This is a genomic window from Haliscomenobacter sp. (assembly GCF_965225875.1).
GTDB lineage: Bacteria > Bacteroidota > Bacteroidia > Chitinophagales > Saprospiraceae > Haliscomenobacter.
In genome coordinates, this window is the sequence record NZ_CBDDBS010000002.1 from 279587 (window position 1) to 303819 (window position 24233).

Genomic DNA, 24233 nt, shown 5'->3' on the forward strand with positions numbered 1-24233 from the left:
GCTAAAAAAGTGCCAGTTTTAAAATGTATTGATTTGCAGCTTTTTGGAAATAAAACAATCAATAACACTGTCCGCATTCGAACAGTTTTTTGTTCAAATGCGGACAGTGCTTCGGCAAAATCGGACAAATTTAGGGCTTGGTTTTGTCGTAAAATCGCCACTGGGTTTTGAAATCTTTTTTCAAATTTTGGTTGGTCAAAATCGCGCGGAGCATTTCTACAGGCAGAGCATTTTCCTGCAAAATGGCATCGTGGTATTGTTTGATGGTCATCTTTTTGCTGTCGACCAGTTCTTTTTTGAGGGCATAAAATTGCAGGCCGCCTACCATGTAGGCCAATTGGTAAAGCGGGCCGTAATTGCCTGTAAAAGAGCGGCGCACCTCTCCTTCTGCGTTGGCGCGTTCGTGTCCAACCCGATCCACCAAAAAGTCGATGCATTGCTGTGGCGTCCATTCACCCAGGTGGTATTTCAGGGAAAAGATGATCCGTGCACAGCGGTGCATGCGCCAAAACAACATGCCAATTCGATCCTCCGGCGAGCGGGGGAATTTCATATCCCACAACAAAAACTCCCAATACAGGGCGTTGCCTTCGTGCCAAAAGGGTGTTCCAAATTTGCGGTAGGTTTTGTTCCGGTTGTTCATAAAACCCTGCAAATGGTGCCCGGCAATCAACTCATGGTGTACGGTAGCCCTTGAAAAATGTGGGTTGTTACCGCGCATACTCATCATTTTTTCATCGTAGCTCATGGTGGGCGTTGGGTAGGAAATGATCAGCGATTCTCCTCCCAGGAAAAAGGGGCTGACCAGTTGGCGTTCAGCCGACATCATGTTGACCCGCCAGGTTTCTTCGGCGATTGGGGGGATGGTCACCAGGTCATATTTTTTCAAAAAAGCTACTGATTGGTCGTACAATTCCAACATCGCCTCAGGCTGTTGGCCGGGAGGTACAAAGCTGTTTTTGACCTTCTCCTGCGCTGCTTTCCAGTCGTTACCAAAACCCATTTCCTTGCTGGCCTTGAGCAATTCCGCATCACACCAGGCAAACTCTTTATTGGCAATGTCGATCAATTCATCAGGTGTGTAAGGAATAAATTCGAGTTTGAGCTGGCGAATCAATTCCTCCCTGCCGATTGGTTTGCCCACTATGCCACTGCCATCATCTTTTTGGGTACTGGTGCTTTTGCCTTTGCCTGCCAGGCCTTTGGCGTAAGTTTCCAACTCGGCATCCAGGCTCGTGTAGGTTTTGGGTACCCACCAGGAAAACTGCGGATCGTAAGCATTGTAAAAATTGTAGTAACTTTTCAAGATGGCCTGCATGCCTTTGACTGCTTCGGAGGCCAGATTGGCGAGGTTTTGGTCAAATGGCTCTACTCCTTTGAGTTTGCCATTGGCTTGTTTGACCTCGTTCAGGATGTCGTTCATGGCCTTGGCTACCTCTTGTCCATTCACGCTTTGGCCCCGGTTACGGGACTTGATGAGCGTATAAATGTGATCCGAAAAGGGCAAATGTTGGACAATCTGATCGTAGTTTTTTGCTCGGCCTGGAGTTGGTACTGCTCGTCTTCGAGATTGCGTTTAAACAACAAATAATCGACCTTGCCATTGATGTTCATTTTGTCAAAATCGATCGATTCCAGTTGTTTGAGGTTGGCATTGATCAGTCCAAGCAAACGCTGGCGTCGCTCTGGCGAGTTGTAGCCGGAAACTGGGCCGCGGAATTCCATTGGGTTGCTGGTGGCATAAAAGCGCATGATGCTACCTTTGTCGGCATCGTATTGCACCATTTGGTTCGCCATTTCGCTGGTTTGCGCGTAGAGCGGATTGGTGTTTTGGGCCGAGGACCAATGGGTGGCCAACAAAAAGAGAAGACAAAAAGTAAGTGTTTTTTGCATGGTTATTTATTTGGTAGAAAAAAGGTTTATTCCAGACGATACAATTTTCCATCGTAAGCAATCCAGGCCTCTGTCCCGGAAGCACTCAGATAATCGTTTTGTGCGCAAAACACATAAAGCGGATAACGAAAGCGATCTGTGGTCGCAAAATGGGCCTTTTTACCTCCAATCAGAAGTTCGTACTGCATTGCTGAGCGCGACTTGTAATTGGGATAATCCAGTTGGGTGCCCATCGAGACCTTCTTGGTGGTTTCCAAAACCATGTTCCCATCCTCCAGGCGGAAAAGGCCAGTTTCGGAATCGTAATTCCAGCCCGGGTTGGCTGGAGGCTCAATCTGTCCATATTTTCGCGTAAATTGATCAACTTCAAGAGAATCCAGAATGGACCAAACAGTTCTTTTTTGCTTCGCCATTTCTAATAGGAGTACCACCCCTCCCCCGCTCGGTAAACTAAGCACTCTGGTTGAAACACTCTTTTTGAGCGCCTTTTCCCGGGCAGGTAGGTACAGCTCCAATTGCTCTTCCGGGAATAATTCTACCAGGTTTTTGTTGGACGGAAAATCATGTTGTACATAACAAGGAATCTCTTCCGTAATTTTCATGCTCTCGACATCATACAAGCGAACCTTGTCATCCAGATAAAACACCAGATTTTGGTGTTCCAGCCAAAGGTAAGATGAATAACTATATCGCGATTCAGGCAACTCCACGCGTTGCAAAACCTGCCCCTTGGCATCCAGGTGCAAGAGCAGATAATCCGTACGAAAACGGTCCTCTAGTTTGTAATCGCCACTTTGCTGAACTTTGGTGTGTGCCACGACGTATACTTCTTTCCGCTCAGGGGAAACGAAGAAGGTTTGCACGGTATACCCACTGTCTAGCGGAATTTCCATGACTTGTACAGCGGGATTGTCGGTATTCGGGAACCAGGGAAGATCTTGCTTCAGTTTTTTGGAATTGCGGTTGTTGCAACCAAAAAGTGCTGAAATAAGCCAGAGCAACAATAGGGCGAAGTGTTTCAAGGTGGTATTTTTTAGGCAAAAAGTAGATTATTCAAAAGTAAATTATTTCTTTTAAATCCCCGCAAATAGTACCAATAAAACCAGCGCGAAATGACACGTACCCTATTGCTGTTTTATCTGTTCCTCCCCCAATTTATTTTTGCCCAAAGCACGCCAAAGCTGCGCCATCAAAACGCAGAATTTGAGCTAGGCTCTTTCGTCCTCAATGGAAAAACAATTTTCAGCAAAGATGCCGTTTTCCAACGCAAAGTCCAGGACACTACTTACTATCAGGTGGGCAAAATCAGCTTGGCATTGTGGCCTGAAAAAGCCCAAGGTGAATACGCCAAATTCGCTCTACGGTTCGAAAACAACACCCCTGGAGATACCCTTACGCTGGAAAATGTCGTCCCCTTTGGTGCCGATGAGGAGCGCATCTACATGACGGGCCTGGGCAAACATGGCCTTTCCCGTACCCACCTTTTTCGCCCGGGCCTAAAACCCGTAAACGTAATCGTACCTGACAACGCCTGGCACCTGGGCTATGCAGATGCCAAAGCTGCCAATGGCCAAAGCTATTGTGCCCTCACACGCCGAACAGCCTGGAATCAAAAAATCCAGCGCCGCCGTTTTGAAACCATTTTATTGCCAGGAGGTAATACCACTTACCAATATTGGATCATGTCTTACCAAGGCGAATGGCAGGAAGGCTTGCGGCGGATGTTTCAGGAGCAGTACTTGTTTGATTTGGAGGGAAAACAATTTGACGAAACCCTCTATCAACGTCCCGATTTGCAATGGATACGCAAGACCTATGCCATGCACCTGATCATGGCCTGGGACAAAGACTTTTACGATCCTCAAAGCCAAAAATACCGCTATGAAGACTTCTTAAAAAAAGCCAAGACCCTTTATGGCGGCGATGAAGTAGTAGGCATTTGGCCCAATTGGCCGATGCTGGGATTGGATCAGCGCAACCAGTGGGACATGTACCGCGCTTTGCCGGGTGGCCTGAAAAGTTTGAAGCAACTGGCCGAAATGGGGCGCAAAAAGTACCAAACGAAATTTTTCATCAGCTACAATCCCTGGGACGAAAGCACCCGTTGGGTAGATCACCACACGGGAATGGCCGAAATGATTGAGGCAATCACTGCCGACGGCGTGGTGCTCGATACCGAAGGCAAATCCACCCCCGAGCGCCAGGCCGCCGCCGATAAAGTTCGCCCCGGGGTCATCATGTACAGCGAAGGTATGGCTGTGCCCCGCGATATGCCCGGCATTGTGTCAGGTCGGGTCCACAATGCCCTGTACTACCCTCCTCTGCTCAATTTGAACAAGTTTATCCGGCCCGATTTTGCCATTTTCCGGGTTGCTGAAATTTATCTGGAGCCAATTCGGCGGGAGTATGCTCTTTCGATGTTCAATGGTTATGGTACGGAGATCAATCAGTTCCGTCCGGGGCACCCCAATTGGGTGGAAGAGGATTATCGATTTTGGGGCCGAACCCTGCGGGTATTGCGCGAGAATGCTGCCGTTTTTTCCCAAAAACAATATATGCCGCTTTGGCCGAGTCAACGTGATAGCATTTACATCAATCAATGGCCGGGTGCGGAAAAAACCTTGTTCACGCTGTTCAGTTTACAACCGGCTGGATACACTGGACCATTGTTTGAAACGCCAGTAAAAGCTGCTTATCACCTTGTCGATCTTTGGAACCATGAGGAGTTAAAGCCAATTGAAAAAAATGGAAAATGGGTTGTTTCAGCTGATCTGGAAGCCTTTTCCCAAAAGTGGCTGGGTACGAACAATGAGGGAGCGGTGGGTGCAATTGCCGTTTTGCCCAGTATTTTGCAAGTAGAACGCAAGGGGGATATATTGAGCTTTTCAGCGGCCCGGGGCCAGGAAATCCGCATTTGGTCCGGGCATCCCGCTTACGATCAAACGCCCAAAATCTATGGCATCAATGCCCAACAAATTGCCTTGCACAAGGTATTTGAACGCCCTGAAGGAAAGTTCGTCATCCAGCTTTTTGACCAGGGCGAGTTGTTGGATGAAAGAGTAATCGAGGTAGAGACAGGATTAGCTCGACTGATCAGCCAAAAAGCGGCCTTTTTTCCCAGTCAGACTATCCCTGCTGGTATGGTTCAAATTCCAGCCGGGAAGTTTCGCATGAAGGTGAAGTACGGCGATGATTTTATCCCCAACCCCCGTGAATACCCTCAAGAGGAATTGAACATCCCTGCTTTTTTGATGGACAAACACCCGGTAACCAATGCCCAGTTTGCCCAGTTTTTGTTGCAGTCCAAATACCGCCCGAAGGATACCACCAATTTCCTGCGGCACTGGCATGGCGGGAAAATCCCCAAGGGGCAGGAACAGTTTCCCGTGATTTATGTGAGTTATGAAGACGCTCAGGCTTATGCACGTTGGGCCAAAAAACGCCTACCCAGCGAGATTGAATGGCAATACGCGGCCCAAACCTCCGACCTGCGCGAATGGCCCTGGAGCAAAGACGCGCAAGTAAAACGGGAACAACAGGTGATCACCGAAACCCTCACGGTGTCCAAATTGCAGGTGGATTCCACCTTGTGCAATACAGGCAATGGCAAATTGTACCCGGTTGGTTCCTATCCAAAAGGAGCGAACCCCCACGGCCTGGAAGATCTTGTCGGTTGTGTGTGGCAAATGACCAATGATTTGTACAGCAATGGCACCAACCAGTACCTGATCCTCAAGGGAGGTAGTTATTATTTGCCTGCCAGCAGTTGGTGGTATGTGGAAGGAGGGCCGCGGGAATTGAATTATACGCAAAAATTGATGCGGATTGCGCCGGGTTTTGAACGGAATGGGACGACTGGATTTCGGTGTGTGCGGTGAGGGGGCGATAAGCTTAAATAGCCCCCTCAATGCAACAACAAATACACCATCTCCCGCAACAATTCCTCTTCTCCCTTCCCTGTGCTATTGTAATTCACCCCTTTAGATTTTAAATCAAACTCTTTCAACACCTCAATCGCCTTTTCCGCCCGTGCCCGGTTGAAAAAACGCGTTGCTTCGCGGTAGTCTTTGAGGAAAAAAGCGGAGCGCAATTCCAGTGCTTCCAGTTGTTCTTTTTCGGAAGCCTGTAAGAAAAAATTGAGCAAATACACCTTGCTAAAAAAGCTGTAGAGGGAAGAAATGATCACAGTAATCGGGTTGCGTTTGGGATTGGCGGCGAAGTAATTAGCGATGCGATTGGCCTTGAGAATATCGCGTTGGCCGAGGGCTTTTTGCAACTCAAACACGTTGTAATCCTTGCTGATGCCGATTTGTTCCTCAATGTGTTTGGTGGTGATTTCGGTACCCGGCGGTAGGTTGATCGCCATTTTGTCCAGTTCGTTGGCCACCTTGTTGAGTTCGGTACCGAGGTACTCGGCGATCAGGGCGGAAGCTTCGGGGCGGATATTCAGTTTTTTGTCTTTGAGGTAATCCTGAATCCAGTTGGGCACCTGGTTGTCGTAGAGGCGTTTGGATTCGAATACGACTCCATTGGCCTGCACGGCTTTGCCAAATTTGGAGTTAAAATTGTACTTGCCATTTTTGTAACAAATCACCAAGATGGTGCTGTCCAATGGTTTTTCCACATAGGTTTGCAGGTCTTTGAGGGTTTTCATGTCCTGTGCTTCCTTGAGGATCACTACCTGGTGTTGCGACATCATGGGGTAACGGCGCGCCACGTCAACGATGGTCAAGTGGTCAACGTCTTTACCGTACACAATGGTTTGATTAAAAGCCTTTTCGCTTTCATTGAGCACCTCATTCTCGATGGCATCGCTGATCACATCGATGAAATAGGCCTCGTCGCCGTGCAGGAAGTACAGCGGTTTGTATTGTTTTTGCTTGAGCGCTTTGAGTATCTCCGGGAAAGTCATGCGGCAAATTTATTGTAAATTTCTAGAGCTATTGCAATCATTTTTTCCACAGCTTGTTTAAATTGGAGTCTTGTTTACATCCGAGCCACAATCGAAATCGCAAGATGAAATTCTCTGTCCTCCAAAATAGCCGCTATTTCCTGTTTAGCATCAGCCTGTTGTTGTTGTTACTTTTGCTGGCCAACTGGGTAGGTTTGAGCAAAGAGCCCGTCCATTTCAATACGCAGGTCAAACCTATTTTTAACAAAAAATGCATCTCCTGTCATGGTGGGGTGAAAAAAAATGGCGGCTTCAGCATGATGAACCGCGAGGAGTTGTTGCGCCCAAACGAATCGGGCAAACCCGCCATCGTACCCGGTAAACCCAACGAAAGTGAGTTGATGCGCCGGATTACCCACCACGATCCCGAAGAGCGCATGCCCTACGAGGCGGCCCCATTGTCCAATGCAGAAATTGCTACCCTGCGGCAATGGATCAAAGAAGGTGCAGTGTGGGACACCCACTGGGCTTATGTGCCTGTTCAACCTGTAAAAGTACCTTCGTTGAAAGGATTTTTGGGTTTGTTTCCACAAAAAAACAGCACTTGGGCCAAGAGTGACATTGACAAGTTTATTCTGGCCGAAATGCAAAAACAAGGCCTAAATCCATCTCCCAAGGCCGACAAAGCAACCTTGTTGCGGCGGGTCAGTCTAGATTTGATCGGCATGCCTGCACCCGATGATATCGCCAAAGCCTACCTCCAGGACCAGAGTCCGGCAGCTTACGACAAACTCGTGGACGCCCTTCTGGCTTCCCCGCGTTTTGGCGAACGTTGGGCCTCCATGTGGCTGGACATCGCCCGCTATGCCGACACCAAAGGCTACGAGCGGGACCCAGGTCGACAAATTTGGCATTACCGCGATTGGTTGATCCGTGCCCTCAATCGGGACATGCCCTACAATCAATTTTTGACAGAACAAATCGCAGGCGACCTGTTGCCCAATCCTTCCGATGAACAATACCTGGCCACTGCTTTTCACCGCAACACCACCACCAATGACGAGGGAGGTACCGACAATGAGGAGTTTCGGGTAGCCGCTGTGGTTGACCGCATCAATACCACTTTTGAAGGGCTACTGGGCACCACTTTTGCCTGCACCCAATGCCATGGCCACCCTTACGAAGACATCAAACACGAGGAATATTACCGGGTAATGGCTTATTTCAACAATGCTCGTGACGAAGATACTTATGAGGAATATCCCCTCTTGCGCCACTACCCTACCGCCGACAGTGTCAAGCTGGACAGCCTCTGCAAATGGGTGGCTCAGGTAAGTACGCCGAAACGCAGTTTGGAAATGTACACCTTCCTCAAAACCCTACAACCTTCCATTTACTCCATTGCTGGCGACCAATTTGTCAATAGTGAATTGTACGACACCAAAACCTTGGTGATGCGCAAAGACGGGGTGGCCCGCTTCAAACAGGTAGGTACAAATGGGGCCAGTAAGTTGATTTGTCGCCTCCGCCCCCATGCGGAAGGAGGAACCTGGGAAATTCACGCGGACAGTGTGAAAGGTCCGTTGGTGCTACAGTTTAAATTGCCCAGTCCTGAAGGCGGCTGGAGAAATATCGAACTGGACATCAAAGCCCCCAGTGGAAAACACGATTTGTACTGGGTATACCGCAACCCGAGTATCCAGGACCTGACCAAAGGTGGAGTTAGTTTTGACTGGTTTTATTTCACCCAACCATTTCCTGGCAAAGACGATGCTGGTTACGCCAAATACCAGGCAGATTTCTGGCATTTGCTCAATTCTGATCCAGCTTCTACGCCTGTTATGGTGGAAAATCCATCGTTTATGCAGCGCAAAACCCAGGTTTTTGAGCGGGGTAACTGGCTGGTCAAAGGTAAAGAAGTAGAGCCCGGGGTGCCTAAAATTTTGGGCACAGTGGACAAAAATGTACCCAATAATCGCTTGGGTTTTGCTCAGTGGTTGACCAGTGCCGAAAATCCATTGACCGCCCGCACTTTTGTCAATCGCTTGTGGGAGCAGGTTTTTGGAATGGGCTTAGTAGAAACCCTTGAAGACATGGGTTCACAAGGCACTCCTCCTACCCACCCCGAATTGTTGGACTACCTGGCCTGGCAGTTTACTCACCAGCAAAAATGGAGCATCAAAACCGCGTTGAAAAACATCGTAAGCAGCAATACCTACCAGCAACGCTCTGAAACTTCGCCTCAATTGCGGGAAAAAGACCCCTACAATCGCTACTATGCCCGAGGCCCTCGGGTACGCCTGAGTGCTGAGCAAGTACGCGACCAGGCCATGGTGTTGAGTGGTTTGTTGAGTACCAAAATGTACGGCCCGGGTGTGATGCCTTACCAGCCCGAAGGCATCTGGGCCAGCCCTTATGGTAACGAAAAATGGGTGCTGAGTCAGGGCGAAGACCGCTACCGCCGCGCCGTATACACCTATCACAAACGCACCAGTGCCTACCCTTCCATGCTGACCTTTGATGGGACTTCGCGCAATGTGTGCACCGCGCGCAGGATTCGCACCAATACACCTTTGCAGGCGTTGGTGACCTTGAACGACCCCGTTTATGTGGAAGCAGCTCAGGCTTTGGCCAAACGGATGCGGTATGCAGGCACGGAGGTGGATCGCCAAATTGCCCGGGGGTATTACCTCGCGCTCAAGCATAAAATTGATGCCAAAAAGGGAGTGATTTTGGCACAGCTATATCAAAAAGCCCTGGCCAAATACCAGGCTGATCCTAAGTTGACGCAGGAATTGTTGGGTGAACAAAAGGTCAAAGACCCGGCTGTACATGCTGCTTTGACCATCGTTGCCAATGCGATTTTGAATTTGGATGAGGTGATTACAAAAAGTTAGGATTGGACTAGGGGCGACAAAAAACAAGTGCTCATTTTCCCAGAGGATTAAACAAGTAAACATTTCATTTCAAGCGCCTTATCTAATCTTCTGGCTCAAGAAAAATGAGCACTTATTCTTGCCCCACTGCTAAATGTCAATTGATTGAATTTTTTTTTATTCGAAAAAACAACTTAAGATGAAAGAACCTGTAATCTTGCTCTATTTGCTCCTTTCGATGACCTTAATTCGAGCACAATCTGGATGGGAAGTCGGTGTTTTTGCAGGCCTGGCGGCCTACTCAGGGGATGTAAATCCAACACTTACTTCTCGGTTTAAGGATTTTACGCCTAGCATAGGCCTGACCACACGAACGAATTTATCCAAGCGTTTTGGCTTTCGGGTTGGGCTTACTTATCTGAAACTCAAAGGAGACGATGAACATTATGAAAGTCGAGAATCCCGCGATTTTAATTTCAATACCAATCTCGTAGAACTTGGTGTTGTGGGCGAATGGGAGCCATTCGGAGCTAATCGCTTTTTCACGGATGCTGAAGGAAAAATTAACATGGATAAGTTGATTTCCCCTTATTTGTTTGCTGGAGTCGGATTAATGGGAGGAGGGCTCAATACCGATTTTTCAAATTACCCGGGAAAAAATGAACAAATTATTGCGGGTATTAAGAAAGACCGCGCATATGGAAATTCCTTATTGAGTGTCAGTCTACCAATAGGATTGGGGCTTAAATTTGACTTATCGGAAAAATTTACTTTGGCCGTAGAAGGCAGTATTCGGGGTAGTTTTACCGATTATCTGGACGGTATTAGTTTTTCAGCCAGCCCCGGTGCTAAAGACATTTACATGAATATGGGGATAGTGGTGTATCGTCGTTTTGGGAATCCAGGTGCTGAGTGATAAAGGGCCTTCTCATAAAAACGAAAAGGGCTTCCTCAAAAAATCAAATTTTATGAGGAAGTTCTTTTTATGAATTTACTTTCGCATGCGGGAAAATAATATTCCTATTACAAAGCCTCTTCTTTACTTTTTTTTATTTCAAAACCATTCCAAAAAGAGTATTTTCGTAAAAGAAATTATGAATTTGGAATCCTATGCACCAATCAAAAATCAACATATACCAGGAAGCCATCCTGAGCAAAGCCGAGTTATCCACCCGGCGTTTGTTCCTCAAACAATGTGGTATGGGTCTGGGTGCCATGGCCTTGAGTCAATTGCTGGGCTCTTGTGTTCCAGGTGGAAATACCACGGGCATTAGTCCAATCCAATACGACCCCAATAACCCGATGATGCCCCGCCCACCCCATTTTCCGGGTAAGGCCAAAGCGGTGATTTATTTGCACATGGCCGGGGCGCCTTCCCAATTGGAAATGTTTGACTTCAAACCCGATTTGGCTAAACTGGACGGGCAATTGTGCCCCGAGTCCTTGCTGGAGGGCAAACGTTTTGCGTTCATTCGCGGCGTACCCAAAATGCTGGGTCCACAATCTAAATTCCAGCAGCGTGGACAATCAGGGGCCTGGGTGGCCGACATTTTGCCCCATTTTGCCGAGCTGGCCGATGAGGTTTCGTTCCTCAAGGCAGTGCATACCGATCAGTTCAACCATGCTCCCGCCCAATTGATGATGCAAACGGGCAGTGCACGTCTGGGGCGGCCCAGTATGGGTTCCTGGGTGACTTATGGATTGGGTTCCGAAAACAACAACCTGCCCGGCTTTGTGGTGCTGACTTCCGGCGGACAAAACCCCGATGCGGGCAAAGCAGTCTGGGGCAGTGGCTTTTTGCCTTCGGTGTATCAGGGGGTGCAATGCCGCTCGGCGGGTGAACCCGTTTTGTACCTGCAAGACCCCCACGGCATCGACCGCGACTTGCGCAAAGCCTCCATCGACGCCATCAACGAGGTAAACCGCAAAACTTACGAAGAATTCCAGGATCCCGAAATCATGTCGCGGATCGCCCAGTATGAAATGGCTTACCGCATGCAGGTTTCCGCCCCGGAGGTGATGAACATCAACGATGAGCCGGAGTACATTAAGGAAATGTACGGGGTTCAACCCGGCAAAGAATCCTTCGCCAACAACGTCCTGCTTGCTCGTAAACTGGTTGAAAAAGGGGTGCGTTTTGTCCAGCTATACGATTGGGGCTGGGATACCCATGGAACTGATGCAGGAGGTGCGGTAGACATTGGTTTGGTCAACAAATGCCGCCAAATTGATAAACCCATTAGTGCCCTCATTCTCGACCTCAAGCAACGGGGATTATTGGATGAAACACTGATCGTGTGGGGCTCAGAATTTGGCCGTACCCCCATGCAAGAAAACCGGAATGGACTGGAATTGCCATTCAAGGGCCGCGACCACCATGCCGATGCTTTCACCATATGGATGTGCGGTGGAGGTATCCAAAAAGGGGTGACTCATGGCCAAACCGATGAAATTGGCTTTAGCCCCATTAGTGGCAAGGTTTCCGTTTTTGATGTTCAGGCCACCGTTCTCAATCAGTTGGGTTTTGATCACGAACAATTCACGTTTCCTTTCCAGGGTCGGCCTTTCCGGCTGACGGATGTGGAGGGAGAAGTGATTAGGGCAATAGTTTAACTGTTGAGGAGTTGAGAAGTTGAGGAGTTTGGCTACCGCGAGCGACTTGGACAAGGACATTGTCAACTTCATTCGCGGTAGCCTCAACTCCTCAACTCCTCAACTCCTCAACTCCTTAACTTTTTTTATGCATAATCGACGCAAATTCCTCGCTCAATCCCTCAGTCTTGGCGCAGGGCTCATGATTGATCAATTTTCGGCTCTGGCTGAAACGCCGTTGTCTTTCGAAGTTCCGGCAGATTTTTCCCTAAAAATGCTGGCCACCAACTGGGGATTTAGTGGTACTATGGATGAATTTTGTGCCAAAGCCAAAAAAGCAGGCTACGATGGCATCGAGGTTTGGGCACCGACTAACGATACAGACCGGATTGCACTCGAGAGGGCAACCAAGGCGAATGGCCTGGAGTATGGGCTCTTAGTCGGTTCCGGTAGCAGTGACTTTAAGGAGCATTTCACCCAATTCATCCAGGCTTTAAAGAATGCCTCAAATCTCAAGCCGCTGTACATCAATTGCCATTCGGGCAAAGACTATTTCAGCCAGGATCAGGCCCAAAACATCATTGAATTGAGCATAACCGCGGGTAAAGCCGCGGGGGTACCCGTATATCACGAAACCCATCGCGGGCGGATTTGTTATTCAGCGCCCATTACCCGGGCCTTGTTGGAAAAAATCCCCGGCATGCGCCTTACGCTCGATATTTCGCATTGGTGTGTGGTACACGAATCGCTGTTGGCGGATCAAAAGGAAACCGTTGACCTGGCGCTTTCCCGCACCGATCACATCCATTCTCGCGTAGGACACCAGGAAGGGCCACAGGTAACCGATCCTCGTGCACCCGAATGGGCAGATGCGCTCAAGGCTCACCTCGCCTGGTGGGATAAGGTGGTGGAAATGAAAGTGAATCAAAAACAGCCAATGACCATCTTAACCGAATTTGGCCCACCCATGTACCTGCCTACGGTGCCCTATACACAGCAACCACTAGCAGATCAATGGGCCATCAATGTGCATATGATGGAATTGCTGCGTTCACGGTACCTTGTTAAAAAATAGTTTAGAAGTTGAGGAGTTGAGGCTGCCGCGAGCGATTTTGGCAAAGCCAGTGTCTAAGTCTCTGCGGCAGCCTCAACTCCTCAACTTCCCTCAACTCCTCAACTTTTATGCTTAATCTCCTCGGTCGTTTCCATCCCTTACTCGTTCACCTGCCCATAGGCATTTTGCTCCTGGCGGTGCTTTTTGCCTGGCTTGGTCGTTGGCAACGCTTTCAACATTTAAAAGCAGTAGTGCCTTTCGCCTTGTTGATGGGTACCCTGGCTGCCATTTTTTCCTGTGTGACGGGATATGTGCTGTCTTTGAGCGGAGAATACGATTTGCAGGCCTTGAACCAACACCGCAACTTGGGCATTGCCGTGGCCGTATGGGGTGCTTTATTGCTCCTGCTGCAAAAATCGGGGATCAACCAAAGGTTTGGATTTTTGCTCCAAATCGTTTTAGTGACCCTGGTCAGTGTAGCCGGGCATTTGGGTGGTTCTTTGACCCACGGCAGCGATTATTTGACTCAGGCCTTGCCAGAGCCTTACCGCGCCTGGTTGGGGCTACCACCCGCCGTTTTAGCCCCTGCTCAAATCAAAAACCTGCCAGAGGCCAATGTCTACGCAGCGGTAGTTGCCCCTTTGTTGCAAGAAAAATGTGTGTCCTGCCATGGTTCGACCAAACAGAAGGGCAAACTGCGGCTAGACAGCCCAGATTCCATTCAAAAGGGAGGAAAAAACGGGGAAATTATCCTGGTGAGGAAAGTAGCCGACAGTGAAATGATGCGCCGCCTGCTCTTGCCTAAATCGGATGAAAAACACATGCCCCCCAAGGAGAAAAATCAACTCAGTGAGGCAGAAGTTAAGTTGTTGCACTGGTGGATAGAAACGGGTGCTGCTTATGATAAAAAAGTGAAGGATTTGCCACAAAGCGAGGAAGTCAAACCTTTGCTGGCAGCCTTACAAAAAGGGAAATCTGAGTCAGCTTCGGAAGTTTCAATTTGGCCGGAGGTCAAGGTGCCCGACCCAGACCAGCAAGCCATCCAAGCTTTGAGGAATGCGGGTGCAGTGGTGCTTCCGTTGGGGCAAAACAACACCTTTTTGTCGGTCAATCTCATCAATGTGCCAGATGCCGATGCCAAAGACCTGGCTTTGTTAAAACCAGTGGCCAAACAAGTGGTGGCGCTGCGTTTAAGTGGGGTTGCGGTGGGCGATCAAGACCTGAAAATACTGGCTGAATTGCCCCATTTGACCAAGTTGTATCTGGATGGCACTAAAGTGAGTGATGCAGGGCTGAGCGCACTGAAATCTGCCAAATACTTGAACTACCTCAATCTGATCAACACCAAAGTCAGCAAGGCGGGTTTGGCTCATTTAAAGGCAGTTACAAGTTTGCGCGAGGTCTACGTTTATCAAACGGCCATCAAGGGCAGCAGCGATTGGCGGGAACTCAAAAGCATGTTGCCTAAAGTGAATATTGACACCGGAGGATATCTGGTGCCTACCTTGGTTTCGGACACCACTTTGGTGACGGAGGCGCCCAGAGAACAGGACTAGTCTGCTTGTAATTTATTCTCAATCAATCCTTTTAACATATCAATGAGTACCCCATTCAAATTTTCAATGGCCAAAGGAATTTCCCAGGCATCCCGATTGCGGGGCTCAACGAAGTTGGAGATGGAGCGGATTTCCAAAAAAGGCGTCTGGTACATCAAACAAGCATAAAAAGTGGCGGCCCCTTCCATACTTTCCACACTGGCATTGCTGCGGCGTTTGAGCTGTTCGATGCTGGCAGCGGAGCCGTGTACCTTGTTGACGGTAATGCCATGTACTTTGGGTAAAAAATCATAGGCAGAACCAAAGGTGTTGACCATCTTCCGATCCTGAAAAGGTGGTGCTTCTGGGTGGATCAAATTGAGTTTGAATAAATCCGTAAAACTGCCATCGGCTTCTTCCACACCTAAATCGGCGAAGGTTTCCGAGATCACTTGCACGACTGCGCCGAGTTCAAGGCGGGTATCCAAAGCACCAGCTATACCCGCGTTGATTACCAGATCGTAACGCGCAGTGGTGAGAGCCCGGGTGAGTTGGAACATGGCCAGCGGCAGGCCTACTCCTGTCAACAATATACTAATTTCCAATTCATTAAAGATGAATTTTCGATTGGCGTCGGGGGCTTTTTGTTGCTCCAACCATTGCATTACGGGGGCTATTTCAAATTCGGTTGCGGCGACGATTAACAGGTTTTTCATTGCTACTTAGCGTGTTTATTCAGATTTGGGGCTCGCCTGCGGCGAGTTTTTTATTTGAACCACCTAAGGGCACCTAAGGGCATCTTAGGGTGGCAACTTCGGGATTTTGAGCTTTCGGCGCAAGGTAGATTAGGATTTAGCACATCACTTTTTTTTACGGAAGGCTAGTCCTGCGGAGGGAGTGAAGCCCAGGTAGGGATGATAAGCTGCAGCACAATCAAATACCAGGTTTTGGAAAACGGGCAGGCCGAAGCCAAAACTCCAGCCTCCAGGGGCCGTATTCACTCCAGCGCGTAGGTAAATGGCCTTGGAAGGGTTGTACTCGATGCCGATGCGCATATCCGCAGGGAAGTCAATGTCTTTGTACAATTCCGTGTACAACATCACTTTATCCCCTACTGCATAGGACAAACCTGCGCTAAAAACGGTCGGCGTATACTCTCCATCCAGCAATTGTTGGCGAATGGCGTTGCGCACCTGAGCTGCTGCCCAGAGTTTTGGCAACAACTCTGCTTGGATGCCAAAATCCACATTAAACAAGGATCGGTTACCGTATTCGCTGATGCTGATCTGCGACCAATTCAATTGCCCACCAATGCGCAGGCGATCTGACAATTTGCGGGCATAAGCCAGGCCAGCCCCTGTCTCACGATAATCTCCGGTGCCAAAATTGCGCAGAGTCAGGCCAAAAACACCCGAAAAGGTGGGCAAAGCCGCTCCAAATGCGGCATGATTTAGATCAGCCAGTAAATATCGTTGTTCCACCATGCCCATTACGCCGAAGGTTTCCAAGTTGGCCAGACCGGCCTGGTTGCCAAAAAGGCTGTGCAAATCCGTAAAATTCAGTGCTGTTTTGCCCATGGCATTGCTGCGTGGGGAAATGGGAGCAAGCAAGGCATTTTGACCCTGGAGGCAATAAGAACAGAAACCTAAAATACCGAATAGGGCGATGCTAAAACGATTCATGGACATGTAATTGACAGGTGGTAAAACTAAGGAAATTATTTCAGCGCAACCATTTTAGCTGCTTTTTGTATTTTTGAAAATGTTTATAAATGTTAAACTCCGTATCTTAGCGAAAAGAAAGCCTGATCAAGCTTATCTTGAGCCTTGAATAATTCCAAAACATGAAGCAATACGTACTATTTTCGATCCTGTTTTTGTCCTTTTGGGCGAAAATACAGGCGCAAGACCCCCGCTTCGCCCAATTTTATGCCTCCCCCCTGCATGTGAATCCCGCGATGGCCGGTGTAACCAGCGGGTCCGCCCGACTGGCAGTGAATTACCGCGACTTGTATTACAGCCTTTTGGGCAACAAACCATTCCGAACCGTTTCAGCCAGTTGGGACCAGCGGTTCCGTGCGGTGCAAAAGGACTATTTTGCCATCAGTGGCTCTGCTATGCGCGATCAGGCGGGCCTGGCCAATTTTCACCTGACCCAATTCAACGTCGGTGGGGCTTACCTCAAACAGGTAAACGGCGGGCGTTATGCCGCCAATGAACAGTACATTGTAGCGGGGGCACAATTGGGTTTTGCCCAGCAATCGCTCAACTGGTCGGATTTGTCCTTTTCGGCGCAATACGATGCCAATGGGTATTTTTTCGACCCCAATGCCCCTACCAATGAGGCCTTTGATGGCGTAAGCAGTAATCCTTATTTTGATTTTAATGCCGGTGTGCTATGGTATGCCGTTTGGGACGACAACAAAAGTTTGTACATCGGTGGAGCCATGCACCATTTGAATACCCCCTCGGCCTCCTTTACGGGTGATGATCAGGTGCGGATATTCCGGCGCTACAGCATCCACGGCGGTGGCGAACTGCCGCTAACCAAACAGTTGAGCCTCATGCCCGCCTTCTTGTACATGAACCAAGGCCCGATGATGAGCACCACTGTAGGTGCCAACATTCGCTACACCAACCGCGAGTGGAAGGAACTGGCCTTGCGTACCGGCTTGTGGACCCACGTCAACAACCGCGCTGATCGTGGCATTGGTGTGGATGCGGTGATCGTAGCCGCTATTTTTGAATTGGAAAAATGGAATCTGGGTTTCAGTTATGATATCACTTCTTCGGGGCTGAAGGCTTCGAATTATTCGAGAGGGGCCTTTGAGATGTCGTTGACGTATATTAAGCCGGATCGGAGTCGGTCGCGGTTGATCTGCCCGAAACTGTAGGATTTCGGGTGTCGGATTTCGTGATTTCGGTAGGCTTTCAAGCCTGAAAGTCCACCGAAATCCGAAACCACGAATTCCCAAATCTTATTGCTTCTTCGCGTCCAATTTATCATACTTCAACACCCGCTTTCTACCTTTCAGCGGAATGTATCTATAAGGACGGCTTTTAATGTCTTTGGTCAGAGAATCAGCGTTCGCACTCAAGCGATCAATGCTGTTGTACAGGCTATCATTGCTGAGTAATTTACCCAATGAGCCTTTACCCGCTTTGACATCGGTCATCATCCCTTCCACAGAGCCCAAAGCCTTATCGGCCTTGTTCAAAGTCACTTTTAGTCCGGCCAGGGTCTGATCCACTTCAGTCATGGTCTTTTTCAGGTCCATTTCATTCAACTGGCCGCTGAATTTATCCGCATTGTTGATGATGCTGCCGATTTTGGCTTTGCTGCTGGCCAGGCTGGCACTTAGTTCGTTCAGGCTTTTGAGGGTACCTTTGATTTCGCCGGAAGAAGAAGCCAGTAGGCGATCAGCTGAAGAGGTTGCCGATTGCAGATTGGCCAGAGTCAGTTCCAGGTTTTTCAGGCTGCGGTTGATGGGGCTGTTGGGATCCCCATGGCTCAGGCCCTCATTGAGCGAATCCAGTGCACCTTTGATGCCGTCCTGGATGATTTGTACGTATTGTTTAAGTTCTTCCTGAGGGATATTGGCGCCCAGGAAACCAACTGCACCAGGGATCAGGTAAGAACCCGGTTCAAGCATACCTTGGCGTTCTTCCACGGGTGGGAATTGCAGGCGGACGCTTTTGGTACCCATAAAACCATTGGCAAAAATTTCCGCGCGGGTGCCTTTGGGCACTTCCAGGTCCTTGTTCAAATCCAGAGTAACCAGGACTTTTTCCGAACCTTTTTGCAGTTTGACATCGGCCACAAAGCCAACGTTCACCCCTTGGATCACCACCGACGAGGAGGTTTGGATGCTGAGTGCATCCTCGTATTCCACGTAGTAGAGGTTGGAGCGGGTGAGGATGTTTTTCCCTTTGATGAATTTGATTCCCCAAATGGAAAGTGCAATTGCAACAACGGCCAGAAGGGCGATTTTAACTTCGTTTGACATGAAATGCAAAATTTTGGAGGCGCAAAGATAGAAAAAGAGTTGAGAAGTTGAGGTGTTGAGAAGTTTAGAAGTTTAGTCTACTGTAGCGACTTGGAAAAGGATATTGTCAAAATTGCTGCGGTAGCCTAAACTCCTCAACTCCTCAACCTTCTACGGGATGCCCAAAGCTTTTTTAGCTTCCGGCAAAGAAATTCGTTTTCCATCCTTAAATGCCACGATAAAAGCATCGTTGAAACCCAGTTCTTTGCAACGGTTACGCACCTGGTTGGCCTGTTGGTAATCCGTGTAAGCCTGGGTACGGACCTTGTATAGATTGTCTTCCTGAGCCACTTCCAGCGGAAAGGGGAAAGTTTTCCATTTTGATTCAGACTGGTTGGGGGCAGCTGGAGTTGCGGCCAACTGGATTTTGAAATTAACTGGAGCGCTATTGCTGACCGCTGGTGGGTTAATTGGATTGTTCGTCGGCTGGTTCCGATTGAGGTTGGGCCCTGGCGGTACTGGACCATAACGGCTGGCCGTATTTACGTAGCCCGGGTTGCTATTGGTGGTAGCATTATGGCTATTGCCTCCGGGATCATTGGCGCGTTCTGGTGCAGGAATCTCCTTGGGTTTGGCCAGTTCAGTGGTTTTGTTTTCATTTTGGGCCGCAGTGGTATTGTTGAGGTTTTGATTGGAAGAGCCATAAGCATAGGCCACTGGATTTCCGGTGTTGTTGGTACTGGCTACGGCCTCTTTTTGCCCAGAGTTTTCATACTGGCTTTCGCTGTTGAAATCGGGTGATTCGGCGTGGTTTTTGTACAAAGTGAAGGCTTCCAACATCGCTCCAGCCACCTGATCCTGGCCGTATTGGCCATTCAAAAATTGCTCTTCCGTGGGGTTTGTCAAAAAACCTACTTCCACCAAAACGCTGGGCATGGCCGTTGCTTTCAGTACTACAAAACCGGCCTGTTTAACGCCGCGTGATTTGCGCTTGGCTTGCATGCTCAACTTGTTTTCGACCAGTTCGGCGAATTGTAAACTTTGTTTCAAATATGCATTTTGAAACATGCTGATCATGATGTGCCCCTCTGGAGAATTTGGATCGTAGTCGTAATTTTTTTGGTAATTATCTTCCAGGAGTATGGCAGCGTTTTCACGTTTCGCCACCTCCAGATTGTATTGGGCGGTGTGTAAACCCATCACGTAGGTTTCCGTGCCGTAAGTTCCACTGTTGTTGCCAGGCATGGCGTTGCAATGTATGGAAATGAACAAATCGGCGTTGTGTTTATTGGCGATATCGGCCCGCTCGTACAAAGGGATGAAAACATCTTTGTCGCGGGTCAGGACGACTTTAAGCCCGGGAAAACGTTGCTGCAACTGTTCAGCCAGTTTTTTGGCGATGGCCAGGGTTACGTGTTTTTCGTGCGCACTAGCTCCGTGGCAACCGGGGTCGTGGCCACCGTGACCAGCGTCAATGACTACGGTTTTGAGTTGGTAGGAGGAACTGGGCTTTTGTCGCAAAGAATCTGATAAGGAATAATTTCGCAGCTTATCCGTAGGGATTCGGTGGCTTTGTATAACTTTGCCCGGCCCATAGCCAAAGGCTGCTAAGGAAACGTTAAAGCCTAAGATGGCAGCGGACAAGATGAGGATGAGCTTCGTTTGGAAAGAAATCATTGATTGTGTCATAGTTCGTGGGTCTGGATTAAATCGAGGCTGAGTTCAAAAGCAATAAATATTGATTTGGGTTTGATTATGAACAAAATGCAAAATAACCGAATTCATTTTTGGAATGCAACAAGTAGCTGGGCAATTTTATTATTTTGCTTGGGGTTTTCCCCTTTACTGGCGCAAGATCCTTATCCCAAATTGCCTGACAGCCTAAACGTTGCAGACACGCTTCCGGTTGTTTTCCCTGATTCTTTTCAGTTCAGTGCACCTCGTACCATTCGTTTTTCCAATGATTCCCTGGATGCTCCGGTTGAATACAACGCCGTGGATTCCATGGTTTTGGACAATATTGCGAAAAAAATCTATTTATACGGTCAGGCTTCGGTAAAATATACCGACATCAACCTAAAAGCGGCATTTATTGAGCTAGATTGGGCCAACAATCTGGTTACCGCCGAGTTGCGAGAGGATACGGTGACCGGGCAATTGATCGGAGTCCCGGAATTTCAGGACGGCGACCAAACTTTTACGGCCAAACGAATGCGCTATAACTTCAAAACCCGCAAGGGTATGGTCTACGATGTGCGCACCAAACAAACGGACCTTTTTGTGCATGGATCGAGGATGAAGTTCATTCAAGGAGAGAAAAAAGACACCTCAAAACCTGAAAACACCCTCTTTGGTCAAAAGCTGCTTTTTACCACCTGTGAGGCCGACCACCCGCACTTTGGGGTCCGCAGTACCAAGCAAAAAATCATCCCGGATAAATTGGCCATCGTAGGGCCATCCCAGATAGAAATCATGGGCGTTCCTACTCCAATTTGGTTGCCCTTTGGTTTTTTTCCATTGAAAAAGGGGCGCAGCACAGGTTTGTTGTTTCCGAAAGATTATGAGTACTCTGAATCCTGGGGCTTTGGTTTACGTGACATTGGCTGGTATTTCCCGGTTGGAGACCACCTGAACCTTGCTTTGCGCAGCAACATTTACTTCCGGGGCACTTATGGAGTAGCGTTGCAGGCGGATTACCGCAAACGATATCAGTTTGCATCGGGATTGAACCTGCGTTTTGACTCCCAGGTACAGGAGAATTTGGAAACCGGAAAATTTGGGCGCACCAAAAGTTTTGGCATCCAGTTCAACCTCAACCAGGAGGCAGCAGCCCACCCCAACGCAAAAATTGGGGGCAACATCAACATCCAGGGGAACCGCAACCAACAACGGGTGTACAACGACGCCTACAACGTTTTGAACTCCCAATTGTACTCCAACCTGAATTTTTCCAAAACCTGGCCCGGAAAACCCTACAGCCTCAGTGCTTCTTTCAACCACAGCCAAAACCTGAACAACCGCAAGGTAACCATCAATTTTCCGAACGTACAATTCCAGACCCAAACCCTCTACCCCTTTAAGAAAAAAGTAACTCAAGATAAGTGGTACGAAAGTATCGCCCTGCGCTATGCTGGTGAGGCGCGCAACAGTTTTGTCACGAATGACACCTCGATTTTTACCCAAAAAATGTGGAATGACGCTGTTGCTGGAGCCAGGCACAACATCGACGCCAACACCTCTTTCAAGTTATTGAAATACATCAACGTCAACCCCAATGTGAGTTTTAATGAAATTTGGCAGTTAAAATCGATCTCCAAATCCTTTGACTCCCGGAATGTCATCACAGCTGATACCCTTGATGACCCCTTTGACCCAAGCAAGTCATTAATTCGTTACGATACTACTTTTGGTACGGTCCGAACCGATACCCTATCGGGTTTTGCCTCTTTCCGGCAGTTTTCAGCAGGAGTAAGTTTGAATACCCGGATCTTTTTCACCCTCAAAACGGGTAAATTTACCCCTCTACGGGCGGTGCGTTGGGAAATGCGCCCCAACCTCTCTTTCAACTATTCTCCCAACTACCTGAATCCCGCTCTGAATTATTTTGACAGTGTACAACAGGATTCACGATACCCACTGATCAAACAGATTTACTCTCGCTTCGACAACATCGCGGTGTACGGCACGCCTACGCCCAGTGGACGACAGATGGCCATAGGGTATAGCCTCAACAACATTTTCCAGGCCAAAGCTTATTCCAAAAAGGATTCGATGGAGAAAAAAATCAAACTCATCGACAACCTGGTCATTGGTGGTAGTTACAACTACGCTGCTGACTCTTTGAAATGGAGCCAGCTCAGCATGAGTACGACGGCCCGTTTTTTCAAAGGAATGACCACCATGGGCTTTTTTATGAGTTTGGACCCCTATCTGGAAAATTCACAAGGCTTGCGCTACAACCGCACGGTATGGCAACAGGGCAGAATTATCCCGCGGATGGAAACGGCGCGTTTTTCCTTTGTGACCGATTTGACGGTACAAAAAATCCGCGAAATGTTTCAGGGTAAAAAAGAAGAATTGGTTACGGATGTGCGCAACAATCAACCCAAAAAGAGGGATGAACAAGAACAGGATTTTCTGAGCTTGTTTGAGAACTTCAGCATTTCCCACAACCTGGATTTTTCCTGGGAAGCACGTGGCAACGAAACGGTCTTTCGGATGGGAACCAACTCAATCAATGCGCAAGGGAATGTGGAGCTGACCAAAAATTGGGGCGTATCCGTGGGTAATATTGGATATGACTTTGTCAGCAAAGGATTGACTTATCCGGCGATTGGCTTTACCCGCGACCTGCATTGCTGGCAACTTTCCTTTGCGTGGCAACCTCAGCGGGGTACTTATGTGCTGAACATTCAAGTGAAACCAGGCACCCTGGATTTCATCAAAATACCTTATCAGAAGAACAATTACGATTCGAGATCAGGGTTTTAGGATTTCGGAATGGGGATTTCGGATTTCACTGGTCCTCCAAAATCCCCATTCCGAAATAAAACTAGTTCCGAATAATGATTTGTGTACCTGGGCCACCAGGACGTCCCTGCATCATACCGGATTCGCGCATTTCTTTCATTTTCTCCTCACGGATTTTGTTGTATTCCGCACGGGTTACTTTTTTGCCTTTTTCTGGCACCTTGATGCTGCCTTCCGCTGGTTTTTGCAATTTCACTTCTGCAGCAGTAATGACACTGCGACCACCGTCGAAATCAACTTCCAAAATCATTCCGGGCAAACCACCATAACCCTGTGGCCCGAGAGCAACTGGAATGGTTGGCGCAAACCAAGCAGTGACAACCCGGGCGCGGCCCATCAAGCTGTCGGTAAAAGTAGCCGAGATACATGGGTAGTCAAGGATTTTCTTTTGCTGGCCAGTCACTTTCCAGGCGCGGGTTTGGATCGCATCATCGATCAAAAACTGCTTGCCAAACAAATCGACTTCTTCAACCTGGCGGTTGTTGGCCAAATCCTTATAAATAGGTGGGTTGAAGCGACGCATCATAAACCGCATCCCGCCACCTTCACCACCAGCAGCTTCATCGGTAGCCGAAGCAATTTCCTTGTAAAGTGAGGTTGTGGCGGTGAAATTGAGGTTGAACTCGTTGGTCATAGATTCGGGGATGTTCCGAGCCATATTCGGATCAGCATTTGCTGGTGCATTGGCTTGAAATTCCCGGCGCATGTATACCGTTTGTTTGTACAATACGGTGCCTTCGTTGTTTTGGGCTGAAACAGCCAGGGACAACAACCCAAAAAATAACAGCAATAAATTCCTCATGGGTAATTCCTTTTTTATCCTACAAAGCTAAGCCTGAATCGAGTAGTCCCCAAGTTAACGTTCCTTGATTTAAGG

At 48.5% G+C, this 24233-nt stretch carries 17 protein-coding genes; 8 read left to right on the forward strand and 9 right to left on the reverse strand.

Features of this window, described 5'->3' with window-relative positions; translation table 11 throughout:
* Positions 1-130: 130 nt before the first annotated feature.
* The 3 genes from ACO08K_RS04220 to ACO08K_RS04230 are packed head-to-tail and all read right to left on the reverse strand — an operon-like array spanning position 131 to position 2915.
* Positions 131-1450, reverse strand: coding sequence for a DUF885 family protein (locus ACO08K_RS04220; protein WP_421795149.1), 1320 nt, complete (start codon positions 1448-1450; stop codon positions 131-133).
* A complete protein-coding gene (locus tag ACO08K_RS04225; protein ID WP_421795150.1) occupies positions 1447-1893 on the reverse strand; it encodes a hypothetical protein in 447 nt (148 codons plus the stop codon). The genes ACO08K_RS04220 and ACO08K_RS04225 overlap by 4 nt, the downstream gene beginning before the upstream one ends.
* A 26-nt stretch (positions 1894-1919) precedes the next feature.
* Positions 1920-2915 carry a hypothetical protein gene (locus tag ACO08K_RS04230; RefSeq protein ID WP_421795151.1) on the reverse strand — a complete coding sequence of 332 codons (996 nt, stop codon included), beginning with the start codon at positions 2913-2915 and terminating at the stop codon, positions 1920-1922.
* Positions 2916-3005: 90 nt separating this feature from the next.
* Here ACO08K_RS04230 and ACO08K_RS04235 point away from each other — a divergent pair, with 90 nt between their 5' ends.
* Positions 3006-5771: a formylglycine-generating enzyme family protein gene (locus ACO08K_RS04235; RefSeq protein ID WP_421795152.1), complete on the forward strand. Its 2766-nt coding sequence runs from the start codon at positions 3006-3008 to the stop codon at positions 5769-5771.
* Positions 5772-5797: 26 nt separating this feature from the next.
* Here ACO08K_RS04235 and holA read toward each other — a convergent pair whose 3' ends face one another.
* Positions 5798-6805, reverse strand: coding sequence for a DNA polymerase III subunit delta (gene holA / locus ACO08K_RS04240; protein WP_421795153.1), 1008 nt, complete (start codon positions 6803-6805; stop codon positions 5798-5800).
* Between the two features lie 104 nt (positions 6806-6909).
* Here holA and ACO08K_RS04245 point away from each other — a divergent pair, with 104 nt between their 5' ends.
* The 5 genes from ACO08K_RS04245 to ACO08K_RS04265 all read left to right on the forward strand — a co-directional run bounded on the left by ACO08K_RS04245 (position 6910) and on the right by ACO08K_RS04265 (position 14862).
* On the forward strand, positions 6910-9681 hold the full coding sequence (locus tag ACO08K_RS04245; protein WP_421795154.1) for a DUF1553 domain-containing protein: 2772 nt from the start codon (positions 6910-6912) through the stop codon (positions 9679-9681).
* A gap of 178 nt (positions 9682-9859) precedes the next feature.
* On the forward strand, positions 9860-10576 hold the full coding sequence (locus tag ACO08K_RS04250; protein ID WP_421795155.1) for a DUF6089 family protein: 717 nt from the start codon (positions 9860-9862) through the stop codon (positions 10574-10576).
* 194 nt (positions 10577-10770) lie between these two features.
* Entirely contained in the window at positions 10771-12273 is a 1503-nt protein-coding gene (locus tag ACO08K_RS04255; RefSeq protein WP_421795156.1) for a DUF1501 domain-containing protein, read from the forward strand.
* 127 nt (positions 12274-12400) lie between these two features.
* Entirely contained in the window at positions 12401-13327 is a 927-nt protein-coding gene (locus ACO08K_RS04260) for a sugar phosphate isomerase/epimerase family protein (RefSeq protein WP_421795157.1), read from the forward strand.
* 107 nt (positions 13328-13434) lie between these two features.
* Positions 13435-14862, forward strand: a complete 1428-nt coding sequence (locus ACO08K_RS04265; RefSeq protein ID WP_421795158.1) for a c-type cytochrome domain-containing protein — start codon at positions 13435-13437, stop codon at positions 14860-14862.
* On the opposite strand, the gene mqnB is transcribed toward ACO08K_RS04265, so the two are convergent.
* Positions 14859-15557 (reverse strand): futalosine hydrolase, encoded by a 699-nt coding sequence (gene mqnB, locus ACO08K_RS04270; protein ID WP_421795159.1) that lies wholly within the window; start codon positions 15555-15557, stop codon positions 14859-14861. The genes ACO08K_RS04265 and mqnB overlap by 4 nt on opposite strands.
* A gap of 144 nt (positions 15558-15701) precedes the next feature.
* The gene (locus ACO08K_RS04275; RefSeq protein WP_421795160.1) at positions 15702-16523 is read right to left on the reverse strand and encodes a hypothetical protein; all 822 of its coding nucleotides are present in this window, start codon (positions 16521-16523) and stop codon (positions 15702-15704) included.
* Between the two features lie 161 nt (positions 16524-16684).
* Here ACO08K_RS04275 and ACO08K_RS04280 point away from each other — a divergent pair, with 161 nt between their 5' ends.
* Positions 16685-17734 carry a PorP/SprF family type IX secretion system membrane protein gene (locus ACO08K_RS04280; RefSeq protein WP_421795161.1) on the forward strand — a complete coding sequence of 350 codons (1050 nt, stop codon included), beginning with the start codon at positions 16685-16687 and terminating at the stop codon, positions 17732-17734.
* A gap of 84 nt (positions 17735-17818) precedes the next feature.
* On the opposite strand, the gene ACO08K_RS04285 is transcribed toward ACO08K_RS04280, so the two are convergent.
* Positions 17819-18847, reverse strand: coding sequence for an MlaD family protein (locus ACO08K_RS04285; protein ID WP_421795162.1), 1029 nt, complete (start codon positions 18845-18847; stop codon positions 17819-17821).
* A gap of 150 nt (positions 18848-18997) precedes the next feature.
* On the reverse strand, positions 18998-20515 hold the full coding sequence (locus ACO08K_RS04290) for an N-acetylmuramoyl-L-alanine amidase (protein ID WP_421795163.1): 1518 nt from the start codon (positions 20513-20515) through the stop codon (positions 18998-19000).
* 180 nt (positions 20516-20695) lie between these two features.
* Here ACO08K_RS04290 and ACO08K_RS04295 point away from each other — a divergent pair, with 180 nt between their 5' ends.
* Positions 20696-23317 carry a putative LPS assembly protein LptD gene (locus ACO08K_RS04295; RefSeq protein WP_421795164.1) on the forward strand — a complete coding sequence of 874 codons (2622 nt, stop codon included), beginning with the start codon at positions 20696-20698 and terminating at the stop codon, positions 23315-23317.
* A 61-nt stretch (positions 23318-23378) separates the two neighbouring features.
* Here ACO08K_RS04295 and ACO08K_RS04300 read toward each other — a convergent pair whose 3' ends face one another.
* Positions 23379-24158 carry a GLPGLI family protein gene (locus tag ACO08K_RS04300; RefSeq protein WP_421795165.1) on the reverse strand — a complete coding sequence of 260 codons (780 nt, stop codon included), beginning with the start codon at positions 24156-24158 and terminating at the stop codon, positions 23379-23381.
* Positions 24159-24233 lie beyond the last annotated feature (75 nt).